Genomic DNA, 18,505 nt, shown 5'->3' with positions numbered 1-18,505 from the left:
CAGGTCGCCCGCGTCAGCGAGCGGCCTCGTCTTCGTCGAGCATCCGCGACAGGTAACGGGCCACAGCCCGTGCCGCCGCGAGGTTGCTCGGATAGTCCATGCGGGTCGGCCCCATCACGCCGACTCGAGCGGTGCCGCTGGGAGCGGCGTAGTTGCTCGCGACGATCGACGCCTCACCGAGCCCGAACGATGCGTTCTCCGTGCCGATGCTCGCCGCGAGGCCGTGGGCATCGGTCTCCATCTCGCTCATCAGGCGCAACAGGGTCACCTGTTCCTCGATCGCCTCGAGGAGCGGATGGATGCTGCCGCGGAAGTCCTGCTCGCGGCGGGCGAGGGTGGCAGCGCCCGCCATGACGAGACGCTCCTGCCGGAACTGGCCGAGCTCGTCGATGATGACGGTGGCCAGCGCGCGCAGCACGTGGTCTGCCGCATGCTCGTCGTCTGCGAGGAGCGCCTGCAGCCGATCGGCGGCGTCGCTCACCGCCCTGCCCGTGATCAACGCCGACAGCCTCGCACGGAGCACCGCCATGTCCGCCTCGTCCACCACTGCGGGCAGCGGAGCCATGCGCTGCGACACTCCACCCGCATCGGTCACGAGGACGATCAGCAGCCGCGTGGGCGCCAGAGCGACGAGCTCGATGTGCGTGAGGTGCGCGCGGGCGAACGAGGGGTACTGGGCGAGCGCGACCTGACCGGTCAGCTGCGTGAGCACCCGCACCGTGCGCACCATGAGGTCGTCGAGATCGGCCGGGTCCGTGAGGAACGACTCGATGGCCGTTCTCTGCGCCGCGGACAGCGGCCGCAGCTGCGCGAGGTGATCGACGAACACCCGGTAGCCCTTGTCTGTCGGGACACGACCGGATGAGGTGTGGGGCGCCGCGATCAGCTCTTCGTCTTCGAGCAGCGCCATGTCGTTGCGGATCGTCGCCGCCGACACTCCGAACGAGTGGCGATCGACGATCGATCGACTCCCGACGGGTTCATGCGTCTCGACGTAGTCCTGCACGATCGCGCGGAGGACCTGAAGGCCTCGTTCGCTGACCATCGCATCTCCTCCCTCTGGCACTCGCCTACTACGAGTGCCAATTCTACCCGCCGTCGAGGGCACGCGCTGATCTCCGACGATGTGGACCGCGTGTGTCGGCCCGCCCGAGGCGCGCGCTCGGAGATCGAGGGCCGGTCGCTCGGCGATGATCAGTCGGTGAGCTCGCGCACCACCGCGTCGGCGAGCAGGCGCCCCCGCAGCGTGAGCTGTACACGACCGCGCACCGCCGCTCCCGCATCGACGAGGCCGTCGGCGATGAGGCCGGCGACCCGCGTGCGCTTGTCGGGCTGCAGATCGGCCACCGCGATGCCCTCGCGGATACGGCTCAGCAGCAGGATGCGCTCGAGCATCCGCGACTCCTCATCCGGCCGCTCGGTGCCGGCCGCGGGCGACTCTCCCGCGGCGAGTCGCTGCGCGTAGGCAGCGGGGTGCTTGACGTTCCACCAGCGGAGACCGGCGACGTGACTGTGCGCTCCGGGACCGAAACCCCACCAGTCGCTCCCCCGCCAGTACGCGAGATTGTGGCGCGACCGCTGCGCGACGGAGCGCGACCAGTTGCTCACCTCGTACCACTCGAAGCCCGCCGCCGCGAGTCGGGCATCCGCGAGTTCGTACATGTCGGCCTGCAGGTCGTCGTCGGGCGTGGGCACTTCTCCCCGACGGATCTGCCTGGCGAGCTTCGTGCCGTCCTCGATGATCAGCGCGTAGGCCGAGATGTGATCCGAGTCCAGCTCGAGTGCCGCGTCGAGCGACGATTCCCAGTCGGAGAGCGACTCCCCCGGTGCGCCGTAGATCAGATCGACGCTGACGTCGAGACCCGCCTGCTTGGCTGCGGCGACCGCCGTCACGACGTTCTCGGGACGGTGCGTGCGGTCGAGGGCTGCGAGGACGTGCGGAACGGCCGACTGCATGCCGATCGACAACCGCGTCACGCCGGCATCGGCGAGGATGCTCGCGACCTCAGGAGTGACCGTGTCGGGGTTCGCCTCGACCGTGACCTCGGCGCCGTCCACGAGACCGAACGCCTCGGTCGCGGCGCGCAGCATGCGAGCGAGATCCCCCGCCGGCAGCAGCGTCGGCGTGCCGCCGCCGAAGAACACGGTGTCCATCGGACGCAGGGCGCCGGCCCCGTCGAGAACCCGCTTCGCCAGGTCGATCTCCGCCAGCAGCGTCGAGGCGTAATCCTCCTGACGCGCGCCGCGCAGCTCTCCCGATGTGTAGGTGTTGAAGTCGCAGTAGCCGCAGCGCACACGGCAGAACGGGATGTGCAGGTACGCCGAGAACGGCACCGTGCGGTCGATCGGCAGATCGGCGGGGAGACGGCCGTCGGCCGGGGCCGGATCGCCGAGAGGCAGAGGTCCGGCCATCAGAGGGCTGAGTCCATCAGACGGGCGTCGCGTAGAGCGGTGAGATCGCACGCAGGTAGCGTGCGAAGAGCTCGCGGCGACGGCGCTTCACGAGGGCGGGGATCGTGCGATAGAGCAGCGAGTTCGGTGCATCGAAGGCCCGCACCGTGAACCAGACCTCGTCGTTGTCCTCGCGCCAGTCGATGTCGAAGGACTCCTCGCCGCGCACGACCGAACCGCCGACCGTGCCGAGGACGAATCCGATCCGGCGCTTCTCCTCCGTCACCGAGATCACGCGCAATTCGGCGTCGGCCCGCATGCCGGAGACCCGGCCGTGCACCCGCAGGGTCATTCCGGGCCCGGCGAACGGAGTGCCCTCGGCATCGAAGCGCTGCTCGACGTCGTTCTTGCTCGGGGCGATCGGATTCCCCTCGGCGTCGAAGCTCACCCCGGCATAGGCGGGACCGGGAGCCGGACGGACGTCCTCGACGGTAAGACCCGACGCACGCTGAGCCGTCCAGGTGAGGAGCGACTCGCCCGCGGACTGGAAGCGCTCGATGCCGCTGCCGATCCGCCAGGAGCTCTCCGCCGGGATGCTGCGCTCCGGCGGGTACTGCATCAGATCGGGCGCGTGGGTCGCACCCACGGCCGCATAGTCCACCGTGTCGTCTCGGAAAGTCCCGCGCCGCATGATTCTCAGCCTACTTCCCGTTCCCTGGACGATCACCCTCCACGCGCCGAGCAGAGCCCGACTCGCGGGACCCTACTTCTTGTCCTTGCCCTCGACGTCGCCCGACAGCGCGGCGATGAACGCCTCCTGCGGCACCTCGACGCGGCCGACCATCTTCATGCGCTTCTTGCCCTCTTTCTGCTTCTCGAGGAGCTTGCGCTTGCGGGTGATGTCACCGCCGTAGCACTTGGCGAGCACGTCCTTGCGGATCGCGCGGATGGTCTCGCGGGCGATGATGCGTGCGCCGATCGCGGCCTGGATCGGCACCTCGAACTGCTGGCGCGGGATCAGCTTGCGCAGCCGCTCCGCCATCATCGTGCCGTAGGCGTACGCCTTGTCACGGTGCACGATCGAGCTGAAGGCGTCGACCTTCTCCCCCTGCAGCAGAATGTCGACCTTCACGAGGTCGGCCTCCTGCTGTCCGGCCGGCTCGTAGTCGAGCGAGGCGTAGCCCTGCGTCTTCGACTTGAGCTGGTCGAAGAAGTCGAAGACGATCTCGCCGAGCGGCATCATGTACCGCAGCTCGACGCGCTCCTCGGAGAAGTACTCCATGCCGAGCAGCGAGCCACGACGCGACTGGCACAGCTCCATGACGGTGCCGACGTAGTCCTTGGGCAGCAGGATCGCCGTCTTGACCATGGGCTCCGAGACCGAACCGATGCGACCGTCCGGGTATTCGCTCGGATTGGTCACGGTCACGGTCTCACCCGTGTCGCTGGTGAGCACCTCGTAGATCACGCTGGGCGCCGTGGTGATGAGATCGAGTCCGAACTCGCGCTCGAGGCGTTCGGTGATGATCTCGAGGTGCAGCAGTCCGAGGAAGCCGCATCGGAAGCCGAATCCGAGCGCGACCGATGTCTCGGGCTCGTACTGCAGGGATGCGTCCGAGAGCTTGAGCTTGTCGAGAGCCTCGCGAAGCTCGGCATAGTCGCTGCCGTCGATCGGATAGATCCCGGAGAAGACCATCGGCTTCGGGTCGGTGTACCCGGCGAGGGCCTCGGCCGCAGGCTTGCGCGCCGCGGTGATCGTGTCACCGACCTTCGAGAGACGCACGTCCTTCACACCGGTGATGAGGTAGCCCACCTCGCCGACGCCCAGCCCCTTGGTCGGGATGGGCTCGGGGCTGGATACGCCGATCTCAAGCGCGTCGTGGGTGGCACCCGTCGACATCATCTGGATGCGCTCGCGCGGCGACAGACTGCCGTCGACCATGCGGACGTAGGTGACGACACCGCGGTAGGCGTCGTAGACGGAATCGAAGATCATGGCGCGTGCCGGTGCGTCGGCGTCGCCCACGGGAGCGGGGATCTCCTTCACCAGGCGATCGAGCAGCTCCTCGACGCCGGCGCCGGTCTTGCCCGACACGCGCAGCACGTCTTCCGGCTTGCCTCCGATGAGGGATGCCAGTTCCTTCGCGTACTTGTCGGGATCGGCCGCGGGCAGATCGATCTTGTTGAGCACCGGGATGATGTGCAGATCGTTCTCGAGCGCGAGATAGAGATTCGCGAGAGTCTGCGCCTCGATGCCCTGCGCCGCATCGACGAGCAGGATGGCCCCTTCGCAGGCTGCGAGCGAACGTGACACCTCGTACGTGAAGTCGACGTGCCCGGGGGTGTCGATCATGTTCAGCGCGAAGGTCTCACCCTCGATCTCCCACGGCATCCGCACGGCCTGACTCTTGATCGTGATGCCGCGTTCGCGCTCGATGTCCATGCGATCGAGGTACTGCGCACGCATGTCGCGATCCGCGACCACGCCCGTGATCTGGAGCATGCGGTCGGCGAGCGTCGACTTGCCGTGGTCGATGTGCGCGATGATGCAGAAATTGCGGATCTGCGCCGAAGGCGTCGCGGCAGGCTGAAGCGGAGTGAGGGCGCGTGGTGACATGTCCCGTCGATTCTACGGTGAGGCGACACGATTGCCCGATTCGCCGCGAAAGACACCCCCTCACCCTGGCCTTTACCAGTTAGCAACGATTCACGCAATCATTGCGTTGGGGGTCGACAGATGGCAGGCTCACTCAACACGCGGGTGGCACATCGCAATATCACCCGCTCAAGCACCCAATGCCGAGTCACCTGCCACATCGTTGACAAACAAACTAGGAGTAGATATGCGTCTCAAGCGTGTCTCCGCGGCCATCGCATCCCTTGCCGCCGTCGGAATAGTCCTCGCAGCCTGTGCCCCGCCGGAGGGCGAGGTGGACGGCGACAGCAGCTCGTCCACGTCGGTGTCCGCATCGGTCGGCCCCAACGACTTCATCAGCTACAACGGATACACGCCCGAGACTTACAGCACGTACAACAGCGCGATCACGGATCGCATCAAGGCGAGCTTCTTCTACTTCGACGCGAAGGGCGAGGTGCAGCCGTACGAGGAGCTGGGCACCGCCGAGGTCCTCTCGGAGGAGCCGCTCACGATCGAGTTCACGATCGCGGACGACGCGGTGTGGTCCGACGGCGAGCCGATCACCGTGGCCGACGCCGTCCTCGCCTGGGGCGTGCAGAACGTGAACATCGCCGACGCGGAGGGCGCTCCGCTCTTCAACTCCGTGTCGCAGGACCTCGGAGACACGATCCCCGCCGGCCCCGAAGGCGACTTCGACGGCAAGACGTTCACGGTGCAGTACGCGAACCCCGACCCCGACTGGAAGATCCAGACGTACCTCCTCGACCCCGCGCACGTCGTGGCCGAGCAGGCCGGCATGAGCGTCGAAGAGCTCACCGAGGCGATTCTGGCGAAAGATGCGACCGCGCTCGCCGACGCCGCCGAGTTCTGGAACACCGGCTGGATGACCGAGCCGGGAACCGTGCCCGAGGAGTCCCTGATCCCCTCGTCCGGTCCCTACAAGATCGACTCGTGGCAGGCCGGAGAGTCCGTCACTCTGGTCGCGAACGACGAGTTCTACGGACCGAAGCCCGAGACCGACCAGCTCGTCATCCGCTTCGTCGCGCAGGATGCGATGGTGCAGGCACTGGACAACGGTGACCTCGACGTCATCTCGCCGCAGCCGACCGTCGACACGCTGAGCCAGCTGGAGGACCTCGGCGACAAGGTGACGATCTACGACGGCGACACCCTGACCTGGGAGCACCTCGACTTCAACTTCATGCCCGGTGCCGTCTTCTCGGACAACCTCGAGCTCCGCAAGGCGTTCGCCATGTGCGTGCCCCGCCAGCAGATCGTCGACAACCTCATCAAGCCGATCAACCCGAACGCAGAGGTGATGAACGCCCGCGAGGTGTTCCCGTTCCAGGACACCTACCAGGAGGTCCTCGACGCGTCGTACGACGGCGCATACGACGAGGTCGACATCGAGGGCGCGAAGGCGATCGTCGAGGAGCAGGTCGCGACCGGCACCGAGATCCGCATCGGCTACTCGGCACCGAACCCCCGCCGTACGGAAGAGGTCGCGATGATCAAGTCCTCCTGCGACAAGGCGGGCTTCAGCATCGTCGACGCCGGCAACGAGGACTTCTTCGCACCGGGCGGAACGCAGGAGCGCGGCGACTACGAGGTCGCGCTGTTCGCCTGGGCCGGATCCGGCCAGATCACGTCGGGCCAGAACATCTACTCGACGGGCAAGCCGCAGAACTACGGCCAGTACTCGAACCCGGAGGTCGACGCGGCCTGGACGACCCTCGCGACGAGCATGGACCCGAGCGTCCACCTCGAGCAGACCAAGGTGATCGAGAAGCTCCTCTGGGATGACCTCTTCGGCATCCCGGTGTTCGCTCACCCGAGCCTCGACGCCTCGTCGTCGGATCTCGAGGGTCTCGAGCACAACGTGACCCAGCAGGGCATCATCTGGAACGCGGAGGCCTGGCAGCGGGCTGAATAAGCTCCCTTCCGCTTGCACGTGCGATCGCGCGGGTTCGGCACCGGAGTGCCGGACCCGCGTGGTCGTGACCGAACGATGAGGCCCCAACCGTGATCAAGTTCATTCTCCGGAGGTTCGCCGCCGCCATCGGCATCCTCCTCGTCGCCTCGGTGTTGATGTACGTCCTCGTCATCAACGCGGGTGACCCGCTCGCAGATCTGCGCGAGAGCCGCGCGAAGAATCGCGAGCTCCTCATGGAGCGCCGTATCAGCTTCATGAACCTCGACCAGCCCTGGTACCTGCGATACCTGACCTGGCTCGGCGGCGTCGGCAGATGCGTGATCGGCCAGTGCGACCTCGGCAGGGATCGCACGGGGGTCGAGGTCAGCACCCTTCTGGGACAGGCGGCATCATCGACACTTCGACTCGTGTTCCTGGCCACGGTGATCGCCCTGGTCATCGGCGTCGCGGTCGGCATCCTGACCGCCATCCGCCAGTACTCCGGCCTGGACTACGCGGTGACCTTCCTGACCTTCGTCTTCTTCTCGCTGCCCGTCTTCTGGGCAGCTGTGCTCCTGAAGGAGTATCTGGCGATCGGGTTCAACGACTGGATCGCGGAACCCGAACTCCCACCCCTGCAGATCTTCCTTATAGCGGTGGCCTTCGCGTTCGTGCTCCAGGTCGTGCTCGGAGGATCGTGGAGACGACGCGCTCTCACGTTCCTGGTGACCGCGGTCGTCATCGGCGGCGGCCTCGCCGCCATGCTCGCGACGGACTTCTTCCGCGCCCCGCAGCTCGGCTACGCCGGCGTGGCCGTGCTCACCGTCGGGCTCGCACTCAGCACGACGGCGATGACCGTCGGACTCGATCGACGCGAGGTCCTCATCCCGGCGCTGATCACGGCCGGGTTCGTGGTGGTGCTGCAGTTCGCACTCGTCAACGTGTTCGTGTACTACATGAACTGGTGGATCCTGATCCTCGGCGCCGTCGCGGCGATCGCGGTGCCGTGGGTGATCGGCTCGCGGCTCGGCGGGCGCTATCGCAGCGCGGCGATCGGAGTCAGCATCACGACAGGTCTGGGCGGTGCCGCACTGACCGTCATCGACCACCTCTTCCGCAGCTGGCCCGGATTCCTCGACAAGAAGCCGCGGCCGATCTCGACGATCGGATCGCAGACGCCGAACTTCGACGGAACCTTCTGGGAGACCTTCCTGGACCTGTCGACTCAGCTGCTGCTGCCGACCCTGCTTCTCGCACTCATCTCTCTCGCGAGCTACAGCAGGTACACCCGGTCGTCCATGCTCGAGGTCGGGCGCCAGGACTACATCCGTACGGCTCGCGCGAAGGGAGCGCCGGAACGGATCGTGATCTTCCGGCATGCGTTCCGCAACGCCCTCATCCCGATCGCCACGATCGCGGCGTTCGACTTCGCCGGGCTGATCGGTGGAGCCGTCATCACCGAGACCGTGTTCGGCTGGAAAGGCATGGGTGAGCTCTTCCGCACCGGGCTCTCCAACGCCGATCCTGCGCCCGTGATGGCGTTCTTCCTGGTGACCGGGGCCGCGGCCATCTTCTTCAACCTTCTCGCGGACATCTTCTATGCCGTGCTCGACCCCCGGATCAGGGTGTGAGGAAAATGACTGACAACTCTCCACGCACGACCCCCGTCGAGATCTACTCGCTCGCCGAGGCGGAAGACGTCGCGCTGCTCCGCGAGGATGCCGCGCCGTTGTCGCAGGGTCAGCTCGTGCGGCGCCGGTTCTTCCGGCATCGCGGGGCGCTGATCTCGATCATCACGCTCGCCATCATCACCGTCGTCGCCTTCTCCTCCGTCGGATTCGCCGGGATTCCCGGCTGGTGGGGGAAGAGCTATCTCGACGCAGCCGACGTCGTCAACGGCGGTCGGCCCACCCTGAGCCTCATCCCGGAGTGGCTGGGAGGCGCCGGGATCGTCTGGGGCGAGCACCCGTTCGGTCAGGACTCGACGGGCAAGGACTACTTCGCCCTCGTCATGAGCGGCACGCAGAAGTCGCTCATCATCGGTCTCGTCGTGGGACTGGTCGCCACCTGCATCGGCTCGGTCGTGGGAGCGGTCGCCGGATACTGGGGCGGCCGCATCGACTCCTTCCTGATGCGCGTGACCGATCTGTTCATCGTCATCCCGCTTCTCGCGCTGGCGGCCGTGCTGGGCAAGATCGCCGGCAACCTCGGCGATTCCATCCTGCCGCTCGCGCTGGTGCTCGGGCTGCTCACGTGGACGGGCCTCGCGCGACTCGTGCGCGGCGAGGTGCTCAGCCTGCGGGAGCGGGAGTTCGTCTCGGCAGCCCGATCGATGGGTGCGGGCTCGGGGCGCATCGTCTTTCGCCATCTGCTCCCCAACGCGGTCGGGGTGATCGTCGTGAACGCGACGTTCGGCATCGCCGGGGCCATTCTGCTCGAGAGCTCGCTCAGCTTCCTCGGCTTCGGAGTGCAGCCGCCGGAATCCTCACTCGGTCTTCTCATCAGCCAGTATCAGAACGCCTTCACCTCACGCCCCTGGCTGTTCTGGTGGCCCGGAATGCTGATCCTCGTGATCGCCCTCTCGGTGAACTTCATCGGCGACGGGCTACGAGACGCCTTCGATCCCCGCCAGACGCACAACGCTCGACGCCTGCTCAAGGCGAGGAGGAACGACGCATGAACGATCCGGCGATGTCACGCCCGCTCTCCCACGAGCCGGCCGCCCTGTCCTTCACCGACCTCCGCGTGCGGTTCGCCACGGAGAGCGGGATCGTCGACGCGGTCAAGGGCATCTCGTTCGACGTGCGGCCGGGCGAGGTCGTCGCTCTGGTCGGCGAGTCCGGGTCGGGGAAGAGCGTCACATCCTCTGCGGCGATGGGGCTGCTTCCCGACAACGCGCTGATCAGCGGCTCCGCGAAGCTGGGCGAGGTGGAGGTCGTCGGCCTCCCCGCCGCGCAGATCAACCGACTGCGTGCGACCGAGGTCGCGATGATCTTCCAGGAGCCGATGACGGCACTCAACCCCGTGCTCACGATCGAGCGCCAGTTGACCGAGATCTTTGAGATCCACGACATCGCGTACGGCAGCGACGCGAAGCGACGGGCGCTGGATCTCCTCAACCTCGTCGGGATCCCCGACGCCGAGAAGCGCATCCGGCAGTACCCGCATCAGTTCTCCGGCGGCCAGCGTCAGCGCATCGTGATCGCGATGGCGATCGCCTGCTCGCCGAAGGTGATCATCGCCGACGAACCGACGACCGCGCTCGACGTCACCGTGCAGGCCGAGATCCTCGATCTGCTTCGTCGACTCAAGGACGACCTCGGCGCCGCGATCCTGCTCATCACGCACAACATGGGCGTGGTCGCCGATCTCGCGGACCGGGTGGAGGTGATGTTCCGGGGACGCATCGTCGAATCGGGCGGCGTCGACGCCGTGCTCGAGCGGCCCGAACACCCCTATACGCAGAAGCTGCTGAGCGCGGTCCCCCGCCTCAGCCCCCTGGATATCGACGCCCCGCCCATCGACGAGAGCACGCCGGATCACGACGACACGAGCACTCTGGTCCTCGAGGCGAAGGATCTGGTGCTCGAGTACGATCAGCGCGGCAAGATCTTCCGCGCGGTCGACGGGGTGAGCTTCACCCTCTCGAAGAAGAAGATCCTCGGCATCGTCGGCGAGTCGGGATCAGGGAAGTCCACCATCGCGAAGGCCACTCTGGGCCTGCTCGCGGTCGCCGACGGAAGCCTGCGGGTGCAGGGCATGGATCTGGCGAAGCTGCGCGGGCGTCATGCCAAGGCCGCGAGGGCGAAGATCGGAGTGATCTTCCAGGACCCGGCCGCCTCGCTCAATCCCCGGTTCCCGATCGGCGACTGCATCATCGAGCCGATGGTGATCCACAGGGTCGGCACACGCAAGGCACGTCTGGAGCGGGCACAGGAGCTGCTCGAGGCGGTGCGTCTTCCGCGCAGCGTCATCAACCGGTATCCGCACGAGCTCTCCGGCGGTCAGCGTCAGCGCGTCTCGATCGCACGCGCGCTGATGCTGCGGCCGGAGCTCCTGATCGCCGACGAGCCGACGTCGGCGCTCGATGTGTCGGTGCAGGCGGCCGTCCTCGACATGATCAAGGACCTCCAGGAGCAGTACGAGTTCGCGTGCATGCTGGTCAGCCATGATCTGGCCGTGATCGATCTGCTCGCGGACGATGTGCTGGTCATGAAGAACGGCGTCGCCGTCGAGCAGGGGCCGACTCGGGGCGTGCTCCACGCCCCGCAGCACGAGTACACGAAGACGCTGCTGGCCTCGGCGCCGGTTCCTGACCCCGTGGAACAGGCTCAACGGCGGGTCGCGCGGCACGCTCTCCTCGGAAGCGGGCTCTGAACCACGGCCCTGATTTCTTATGCTGAGGGTGTGACCGTTCAGATCGTCCTCGTGCACGGCATCCGCACGTCCGCGACGATGTGGAGGTCCCAGCTGCTGTTCCTCGAGCAGGCAGGGATCCCCGCCACCGCTGTCGACCTTCCCGGGCACGGCACCCGGATGCGGGAGGACTTCACCCTGCACGAGGCCCTGCACACGATCGACGTCGCGGTTCGCGAGGCGGCCGAACGAGGCCCTGTGTTGCTCGTCGGGCACTCGATGGGCGGGCTGTTGACGCTGGCCTATACAGGAGGAGCGCAGCGGCCCCCCGTGTCAGGCCTGATCGCCGCCTCGTGCACCTCGCTTCCCCGCGGCACGGGGCTCGCCGCCTATCGAGTGCTCGCGCGCGCGGTCGACCGCCTGCCGGACAGGGGGATGTGGCTCACCCAGCGGATCCTGGAGGCGACGATCCCCGAGGACACCCGCTTCGACTTCGCCGCCGGGGGCTACGCACTCGACACGCAGGACATCGCTCTGCGCGCTCTCGCCTCGCTCGACATCGCGACCGCGCTCGCCCGGATCGAGGTGCCGCTCTGGTTCGTCAACGGTCAGTACGACCAGCTGCGCCTGAACGAGGGCCTCTTCCAGCGCCTCGCCCCGCACGCCGAGCTGATCGTGGTTCCGCGGACGACGCATCTCGTGACAGCCATGCGGCCGGATGTGTTCAACGCCGTGCTCCGGCTCGGCATCGCCACGGTCGAGGCCGAGGGCAGGGCCGAGGTCGAGGCCGAGGGCGGGACCGCACTCGGCGAACCTGCCGAGGAGCGTGCGGAGTGAGCCCCCTGCCGGTCGTTTAGGGCGAACGGCCGGACTGCTGGTAGAGTTGGTTCTTGGCTTGCGTGTGGGTTCTTCCCTCACGACCGCCGTGTGGAAGCCCTCTTCTTCTGCCGGCACTCCGAATATCTCCTGTACAGAAAGTGTCCACACGTGGCAAACATCAAGTCGCAGATCAAGCGCAACAAGACCAACGACAAGGCTCACGAGCGCAACAAGGCCGTGAAGAGCGAGCTGAAGACGCACATCCGCGCAACGCGCGCCGCTGTGGCCTCCGGCGACAAGGCTGCCGCCGAGGCCGCCCTGAAGACCGCCGCCCGCAAGCTCGACAAGGCCGTCAGCAAGGGTGTCATCCACCAGAACCAGGCTGCCAACAAGAAGTCGGCCATCGCGAAGCAGGTCGCAGCTCTCTGAGCGCACCCCGCTCGCAGATCAGCGCCCACCGGCGTGAAGAAGCCCGTCCCGTTCGCGGGGCGGGCTTCTTCGTGCGCGCGCTCCTTGCCGAAGGGCGAAGAGCAGGCTCTTCCTGCGCGTCCTATTCGCCGAAGGGGCGACGGGTCGCGACGACGGTCAGCATGCGTTCGAGCGCGAAGATCGGATCCCGTGACGCACCCTTGACCTCGGCGTCCGCGCGCGCCGTCGCCTGGATCGCGAGGCCGAGGGATCGTTCATTCCAGCCTGCGAGATCTCGACGAGCGCGATCGACCTGCCAGTCCTTCATGCCCAGTCGCTGAGCGAGCTGCCTGCTGGGCTCGCGGATGCCGGCGACGCGCGCCATGGTGCGGAGTTTCATGGCGAATGCGGCCACCATGGGCACCGGGTCGGCGCCGGACGCGAGCGCGTGCCGCAGGGCGACGAGCGACTCTCCGTACCGGCCGGCGATCGCGGTGTCGGCGACGACGAACGCCGAGACCTCGACTCGACCGCCGTAGCACTTCGTGACCACCTCTTCGGTGATGTCGCCTTCGACGTCGCCGATCAACTGCTGGCATGCCGCGGCGAGCTCGGTCAGGTCGTCGGCGAAGGCCGACACCAGCGCGCGCAGTGCCGCCGGCGCGATGCGCTTGCCTGCGGCCTTGAACTCGCCCGCGGCGAAGTCGACCCGGTCACCATCGCGCTTGATCGCGGGGGTCGCGATCTCTATGCCGTCGCCCACTCCTGCCCTGAGCGCATCGAGCAGCTTCTTGCCGCGCACGCTCGCACCGGTGTGCCGGAGGATGACGGTCGCGCCCTCCTGCGGGTGATCGAGATAGGAGACGGCCTCAGCGAGGAACGCATCCGAGCACTTCTCGACGCCGGACACCCGCACGAGCCGCGGTTCGCCGAACAGGGACGGCGACGTGAGCGCGAGGAGAGTGCCGGGCGCATAGTCGTCTGCGCGCACATCGGTGACCTCGAGCGCTGGGTCCTCGGTGCGGAGGTAGTCGCGGACGCCGGCGATCGCACGCTCAGCGCACACCTCTTCCGGGCCGAACACGAGCACCACGGGTGCAGGGCGCGGGTCACGCCACGAGACCTGCGGGATCTTGGACGCCTTCGCACCACCACGGGACGGGGTACGCGAAGCTGCCATACCTCCAGCCTACCGGCGAGGTCCGACACGGTTCCCTCGCGTGGCGACCAATGCCTGAACGGGCATTCAGTTGTTCTCTCGGGACACTCACTCTTCGCTCCACACCTGCAACTCGCCGTCGCGCTTCGTGAACAGGACGCGACCGCTCTCGTCGGTCCGCACCACGTGGGCGCCGACAGCCTCCAGAATCGACAGCATCTCGGTGCGCGGGTGCCCGTAGTCGTTTCCGCTCCCGACGCTGATGAGCGCGGCCGTGGGACTCAGGCTCTCGTAGAGCCCGGCATCCTGATCCGCACTGCCGTGGTGCGCGACCTTCACCACGGCGAACTCACCGCGGATGCGCACAGCGCGCACCAGCATCCGCTGCGCCTGTGCCGACAGATCGCCGAGGAACACCGCTCGGGGAACCTCTCCCCCGCCGATCTCCAGGACAACGCTCAGATCATTGCCCGGCGGGAATGCCGCCACCCGGCGCTCCGGCCACAGCACCTTCCATTCGGCGTCACCCAGCGCACCCCGCATACCTGCGACGGCGGGTGTCATCGTCGCGCCTCCCGCGGCGAGGCGAGCGAGCAACCGGTCGTCAGCGCTCTCTCCGACGACCCCGTGCACGACGGCACCGACGCGGCCCTGGACCGCCTCGACGCCTCCCGCGTGGTCGAGGTCGAAATGCGTGAGCACGAGAAGATCGACCCTGTCGATCCCCAGCGACCTCAGGCACTCGGCCAAGAGCTCGGGCTCAGGCCCCGTGTCGATCAACGCCACCTCTCCCGCCGAGCGAACGAGCAGCGCATCGCCCTGCCCCACATCGCACGCGGCGATCGACCAGCCGTCCGGGGATGTCGAACTCGCCAACGGACCGTCGAGCAGCATGCGAGCTCCGGCTGCAGCCACGACGATCGCGACGACCATTCCCGCGAAGGCTGTGAGCCGACGACCACCCGTGCTCGCTGTCCCGCCGATCAGCACGATCGCGATCGCAGCGCTCACGACACCGACCACCGCGGCACTCGGAACGCCCGCCGGCACCGTGATCTGTGCGAGAGGCAGCGCAGCACTCACCTCCGCCGTGGCTGCGATCCACGATGCCGGGAGCCACGCGGACGCGGCAAGGAGATCCGCCACGGGCGGGATCGGGGAGGCGAGGCAGGCCAGCATCCCGATCACGGTCGCGATGGGCGCGACCGGAGCAGCCAGCAGATTCGCGGCGAGACCGACCAACGACTGCGCGTCGGCGAACAGAGCGATGATCGGGCCGCACGCGAGCTGAGCGGCAAGGGGCACGGCGATCGCGAGGGCCAGCGGTCTCGGCATCCACCTCTGCATCCCCCGCGCCAGGTGCGGCGCGAGCAGTATCAACGCGCCCGAGGCCGCCACCGAGAGGGCGAAGCCGGGAGTCGCCGCCAACCACGGATCCGCGAGCAGGATGACCGTCGCGCTCAACGCGAGCAGCCCCGCTCCCGCGCTGGGTCGCCCGAGCAGCAGAGCGAGCATCGCGACTCCCGCCATCACCCCCGCACGGATCACACTCGGTTCGGGAGTCACGAGCACCACGAAACCGCTGAGCGCCGCCGCGGCGACGAGCACCCTGATGCGTCTCCCGCCGCCGCACAGCGCCGTCAGCCAGAACATGGCGCCCACGACGATCGCGCAGTTCGCGCCGGAGACCGCGGTCAGGTGGCTGAGACCGCTGGTGCGCATGTCGTCGTTGAGCTCGGTCGAGACCGCGCGCGTGTCGCCCACGGCGAGTCCCGGAAGCAGGCCTGCTCCAGGTCTGGGGAGACGTGTCGACCGCTCGATGAAGCCGCTGCGCAGATCCGCGGCCACCGCGAACACTCCGGATGCCGGAACCTCGACCGTTGCAGTGCTCGCGAACACCACTAGCGCGGACTTCTCCCCCGGGTCCGTCGCCGCCGCCTCGCCCTTCACCCTGATCGTCGCACCGAGATCGAACCCCTCAGCCGGATCGATGCCGACCCGCACCGGAGCCGATGCCCCCTGCACCGCCCCCGGCGACCCGATGCCGGTCAGCCGCACCTCCATCCACAACCGTCCGTCCCGACCCACCGACGCCGACGACGCGACCTCCCCCGTCGCCTCGACCACACGGCCATCCCACGACGCCGCACTGTCGCGACCCGGCGACGCGGCCACGACGGTGATCGACACCGCCGCCATCGCCGCGAGGAGCACCACCACCAGCCCGCCCCTCGACGCCGTGGGTTCGGGGCGCTTCCGCACGATTCCCAGCACGGCGACCGCGCCGAAGCCGCACACTCCTGCACACCACCCCGATGCAGCCGGGACGAACACGCAGAAGAGCGCGACCATCCACACACCCGCCGCGATCGGCAGCAACCGCAGATCACGCCTCATGACCGCACGACATCACGGAGGGAGGTGAGCGTCTCACGGTTCCTCACGCTCGTCGCGGGTCTTCGCATCAGAAGAACCTAGGATCTCCCGACGCGGTCATGCAGGCATCACCACGAGCGCTGTGCACAAGCGGCCGAGATGCGACAGCGTGCAGAACACGGCGGACACCCCGGCGGATCACGCACCACCTCGACGCGGACGCGGCATCGCGTCAGCACACCGGGCTCCGTCGGCACCAGGGGAACGATCATCGGGGATGCGGCGTCTGTCGTCGAACCAGCCATGAAGGGTGCGTCAGCGCCGAGGACGCCGCCCGTATGCTGATGCGGTGCGAGTAGCAGAATCAGCTTTTCGATTCGACGCTGCGCTGTACCGAGGGGATGGCCGCGGCGCGGCGCTGATTCGTCGTGCGGAGGCGGCCGGCACTGGGCCGTCGTGGGCGCGCGTGATCACTCCGGGCGCCGGCATCGACGCGGAGTACCTCTTCATCGAGTACCACTCGGGGGACGCGATGGTGTTCGCCGTCGACGGGGACGCCGACGCGCGGTTCCCGAGTGAGGCGTATCTCGACGCGCGCTTGCGGGGGCTCGGTGCGTTCACTCAGGTGGACGATCTCGGGACCGCTCTCCGCGAGGACGAACTGTCGCACCGCAGAGCTCAGGCAGTGCGCGACCGCGACCGCGACCGCGACGGGAGTTCAGTCTCCGTCCGCGCCGAACGAGCAGCTGCTGATCTCCTCACGCCCACCACCGCGAGCAGGCACCTGATCGAATACGCGGTGCTGCGCACTGCAGGTCTGGGGCGCCTCGCAGACGAGCTGGTCGCGCAGTCCAACGGCGTGAGTGCTCGTGCGCGCCGCACGGTCACCGCGCTGCTGCGTGAGCGCTACGGCGCCCGGCGGCCACAGCTGAGCGGCGCGCATTCACTGGCGGTGTTCCTGCTCACCTTCGCCGGCATCGTGCCCGCAGGCCTGCTGGGCATGACCCGCTTCGGCGCGCAGGAGATCCTTCTGCCCGCGGCAGTGGCTGCGTGCGTCGTCGGTGTGCTGCAGCTCGTGGTCTCGCTGCTGGTCGTGGGCAAGCCTGTACCGCGGAGCACGCTCATCCAGGCGCAGGTCTCTGCGGTCTTGTCGGTGGGCGTCGGTGTCATCGGCACAGGGTTCTCCGGTGACAGTCCGGCTCACCAGCGATGGCTGTTCCTCATCGGTGCCGCAGGTGCTCTGCTGGCTCTGGTGCTGTACCTGGTGGGCCGGCGGGACCGCGTGCAGCGTCAGCGGATCGACGACGCTCTCGAGACGGCGTACCTCGACGTCAGCGCCGACGTCGAGGTCGAGCGCAGACGGATCCTCGACGCGTTCGCGCGGGAACTCGAGAACGACGACGTGGATCTGGATGAGCTGCGCGCGGTGCGCGCGGTCTCGTTCCGGCTCTTGCAGGAGTCGGGAAATCCCGTCGTCGACGACCAGCCGGATTCACTGCCGGGCTACTACCTGGTCCTCGGCCACACTGAGGCATGGCTGCCACCGTCGCGCATGCGATGAGGCTCGTGCGATGATGCGTCGGTGAAGCACAGCGCCCTGTCAGCCGCCCTCACGATCGACCGCATCGAGTACCTCGTCGACGACGCGGACTACCCCGACTCTCAGGCGGCGATCGAAGACTCGTGGCGGGTGGCGCTGCTGGCGGTGTCCCGGAGAGCCGCGCGCGAGCATGATCTTCTGCGCCAGGCGGTCTTTCGAGCCTCAGCCCAGCACCCGACCGGCGCGACCACGGGCTGGCATCGCGGGACATTCATCGCCGCACTCGTTCTGGGCATGGTGGCGGTCGCACTCGTCACGGTCTCGCCGCGCACAGGGGGCGCTGCGCTGTCGCTGCAGAGCGGGATGCTTCCGGCGGGTCTCCTGGCAGCGTGCTCTGTCGGTGTTCTGGCCTGGCTCGAGCCGCGTCGAGCCAGCGGAGCCCTCTGGGGATCGCATGCACCCGCTCGGATCCATCCCGTGCTGGCTGGGGTCTGGCTGTTGTTCTGCACCGGCGCGATCATGTTCCGTTGGGACGAAACCGACAGGCACCAGCCGCTCCCGGTGATCGCCGGATTCGTCTTGTTCGTGATGTCCAGCGCTGCGGCCCTGGTGCTCTGGTACCGGGGACGCGTCACCGCACGATCAGGGCAGCCGCTCCGCGCCAATTCGACCGAGTCCGCTGACGTCGGTGGACAGGATCCGGTGTTCACAGAGCTCGACCAGTGGTGGGCGAAGGCCGGTCCGGAGTACTTCGAGAACGATCATGAGAAGGTCATCTCCGCGAGGAGATCAGTGCTCGCGTACCTGCACAAGACACTGCTGATCACGGAACGCGACCGGCGCCGGGCCCTCCGCGAGAGCACCCCGCCGCCATGGCGGGAGCGCCGACGCTAGCGGTGTCGCCCG

Annotated in this window: 14 protein-coding genes; 8 read left to right on the top strand and 6 right to left on the bottom strand. The window is 67.7% G+C overall.

What is annotated here, in order from left to right; all coding sequences use genetic code 11:
- Window positions 1-13: 13 nt before the first annotated feature.
- The 4 genes from hrcA to lepA all read right to left on the bottom strand — a co-directional run bounded on the left by hrcA (window position 14) and on the right by lepA (window position 5,008).
- Window positions 14-1,045 carry a heat-inducible transcriptional repressor HrcA gene (gene hrcA / locus RWO82_RS03905; RefSeq protein ID WP_314423601.1) on the bottom strand — a complete coding sequence of 344 codons (1,032 nt, stop codon included), beginning with the start codon at window positions 1,043-1,045 and terminating at the stop codon, window positions 14-16.
- Window positions 1,046-1,194: 149 nt separating this feature from the next.
- Window positions 1,195-2,412 carry a radical SAM family heme chaperone HemW gene (hemW, locus tag RWO82_RS03900; RefSeq protein ID WP_314423598.1) on the bottom strand — a complete coding sequence of 406 codons (1,218 nt, stop codon included), beginning with the start codon at window positions 2,410-2,412 and terminating at the stop codon, window positions 1,195-1,197.
- 16 nt (window positions 2,413-2,428) lie between these two features.
- The gene (locus tag RWO82_RS03895) at window positions 2,429-3,082 is read right to left on the bottom strand and encodes a DUF1990 family protein (RefSeq protein WP_314423595.1); all 654 of its coding nucleotides are present in this window, start codon (window positions 3,080-3,082) and stop codon (window positions 2,429-2,431) included.
- A gap of 72 nt (window positions 3,083-3,154) precedes the next feature.
- Window positions 3,155-5,008 (bottom strand): translation elongation factor 4, encoded by a 1,854-nt coding sequence (lepA, locus tag RWO82_RS03890; protein ID WP_314423593.1) that lies wholly within the window; start codon window positions 5,006-5,008, stop codon window positions 3,155-3,157.
- A 226-nt stretch (window positions 5,009-5,234) separates the two neighbouring features.
- Between lepA and RWO82_RS03885 the strand changes: the two genes are divergently transcribed.
- From RWO82_RS03885 to rpsT, 6 genes are all read left to right on the top strand, one after another.
- Entirely contained in the window at window positions 5,235-6,962 is a 1,728-nt protein-coding gene (locus RWO82_RS03885) for an ABC transporter substrate-binding protein (protein ID WP_314423592.1), read from the top strand.
- An 89-nt stretch (window positions 6,963-7,051) separates the two neighbouring features.
- Complete coding sequence (locus tag RWO82_RS03880; RefSeq protein WP_314423589.1) at window positions 7,052-8,572, top strand: ABC transporter permease; 1,521 nt, start codon at window positions 7,052-7,054, stop codon at window positions 8,570-8,572.
- Window positions 8,573-8,577: 5 nt separating this feature from the next.
- A complete protein-coding gene (locus RWO82_RS03875) occupies window positions 8,578-9,621 on the top strand; it encodes an ABC transporter permease (RefSeq protein WP_314423586.1) in 1,044 nt (347 codons plus the stop codon).
- Complete coding sequence (locus RWO82_RS03870) at window positions 9,618-11,318, top strand: ABC transporter ATP-binding protein (protein ID WP_314423583.1); 1,701 nt, start codon at window positions 9,618-9,620, stop codon at window positions 11,316-11,318. The genes RWO82_RS03875 and RWO82_RS03870 overlap by 4 nt, the downstream gene beginning before the upstream one ends.
- Before the next feature lie 30 nt (window positions 11,319-11,348).
- A complete protein-coding gene (locus RWO82_RS03865; protein ID WP_314423580.1) occupies window positions 11,349-12,134 on the top strand; it encodes an alpha/beta hydrolase in 786 nt (261 codons plus the stop codon).
- 150 nt (window positions 12,135-12,284) lie between these two features.
- Window positions 12,285-12,545, top strand: a complete 261-nt coding sequence (rpsT, locus tag RWO82_RS03860) for a 30S ribosomal protein S20 (RefSeq protein ID WP_314423577.1) — start codon at window positions 12,285-12,287, stop codon at window positions 12,543-12,545.
- Window positions 12,546-12,666: 121 nt separating this feature from the next.
- Here rpsT and holA read toward each other — a convergent pair whose 3' ends face one another.
- A complete protein-coding gene (gene holA, locus RWO82_RS03855; protein WP_314423575.1) occupies window positions 12,667-13,704 on the bottom strand; it encodes a DNA polymerase III subunit delta in 1,038 nt (345 codons plus the stop codon).
- An 87-nt stretch (window positions 13,705-13,791) separates the two neighbouring features.
- On the bottom strand, window positions 13,792-16,080 hold the full coding sequence (locus RWO82_RS03850; protein ID WP_314423572.1) for a ComEC/Rec2 family competence protein: 2,289 nt from the start codon (window positions 16,078-16,080) through the stop codon (window positions 13,792-13,794).
- Between the two features lie 445 nt (window positions 16,081-16,525).
- On the opposite strand from RWO82_RS03850, the gene RWO82_RS03845 reads away from it, so the two are divergent.
- Both RWO82_RS03845 and RWO82_RS03840 read left to right on the top strand, forming a co-directional pair.
- The gene (locus RWO82_RS03845; protein WP_314423569.1) at window positions 16,526-17,620 is read left to right on the top strand and encodes a hypothetical protein; all 1,095 of its coding nucleotides are present in this window, start codon (window positions 16,526-16,528) and stop codon (window positions 17,618-17,620) included.
- 21 nt (window positions 17,621-17,641) lie between these two features.
- Window positions 17,642-18,493, top strand: coding sequence for a hypothetical protein (locus RWO82_RS03840; protein WP_314423567.1), 852 nt, complete (start codon window positions 17,642-17,644; stop codon window positions 18,491-18,493).
- Window positions 18,494-18,505: the final 12 nt, after the last annotated feature.

This window comes from uncultured Microbacterium sp., from assembly GCF_963521645.1.
GTDB lineage: Bacteria > Actinomycetota > Actinomycetes > Actinomycetales > Microbacteriaceae > Microbacterium.
This window is presented reverse-complemented; position numbering and strand designations above follow the sequence as displayed.

What these genes read in the sequence shown, in the direction of transcription:
- hrcA (WP_314423601.1), bottom strand. Translation starts at nt 1,045, where the DNA reads ATGGTCAGCGAACGAGGCCTTCAGGTCCTCCGCGCGATCGTGCAGGAC.
- hemW (WP_314423598.1), bottom strand. Translation starts at nt 2,412, where the DNA reads ATGGCCGGACCTCTGCCTCTCGGCGATCCGGCCCCGGCCGACGGCCGT.
- RWO82_RS03895 (WP_314423595.1), bottom strand. Translation starts at nt 3,082, where the DNA reads ATGCGGCGCGGGACTTTCCGAGACGACACGGTGGACTATGCGGCCGTG.
- lepA (WP_314423593.1), bottom strand. Translation starts at nt 5,008, where the DNA reads ATGTCACCACGCGCCCTCACTCCGCTTCAGCCTGCCGCGACGCCTTCG.
- RWO82_RS03885 (WP_314423592.1), top strand. Translation starts at nt 5,235, where the DNA reads ATGCGTCTCAAGCGTGTCTCCGCGGCCATCGCATCCCTTGCCGCCGTC.
- RWO82_RS03875 (WP_314423586.1), top strand. Translation starts at nt 8,578, where the DNA reads ATGACTGACAACTCTCCACGCACGACCCCCGTCGAGATCTACTCGCTC.
- RWO82_RS03870 (WP_314423583.1), top strand. Translation starts at nt 9,618, where the DNA reads ATGAACGATCCGGCGATGTCACGCCCGCTCTCCCACGAGCCGGCCGCC.
- holA (WP_314423575.1), bottom strand. Translation starts at nt 13,704, where the DNA reads ATGGCAGCTTCGCGTACCCCGTCCCGTGGTGGTGCGAAGGCGTCCAAG.
- RWO82_RS03850 (WP_314423572.1), bottom strand. Translation starts at nt 16,080, where the DNA reads ATGAGGCGTGATCTGCGGTTGCTGCCGATCGCGGCGGGTGTGTGGATG.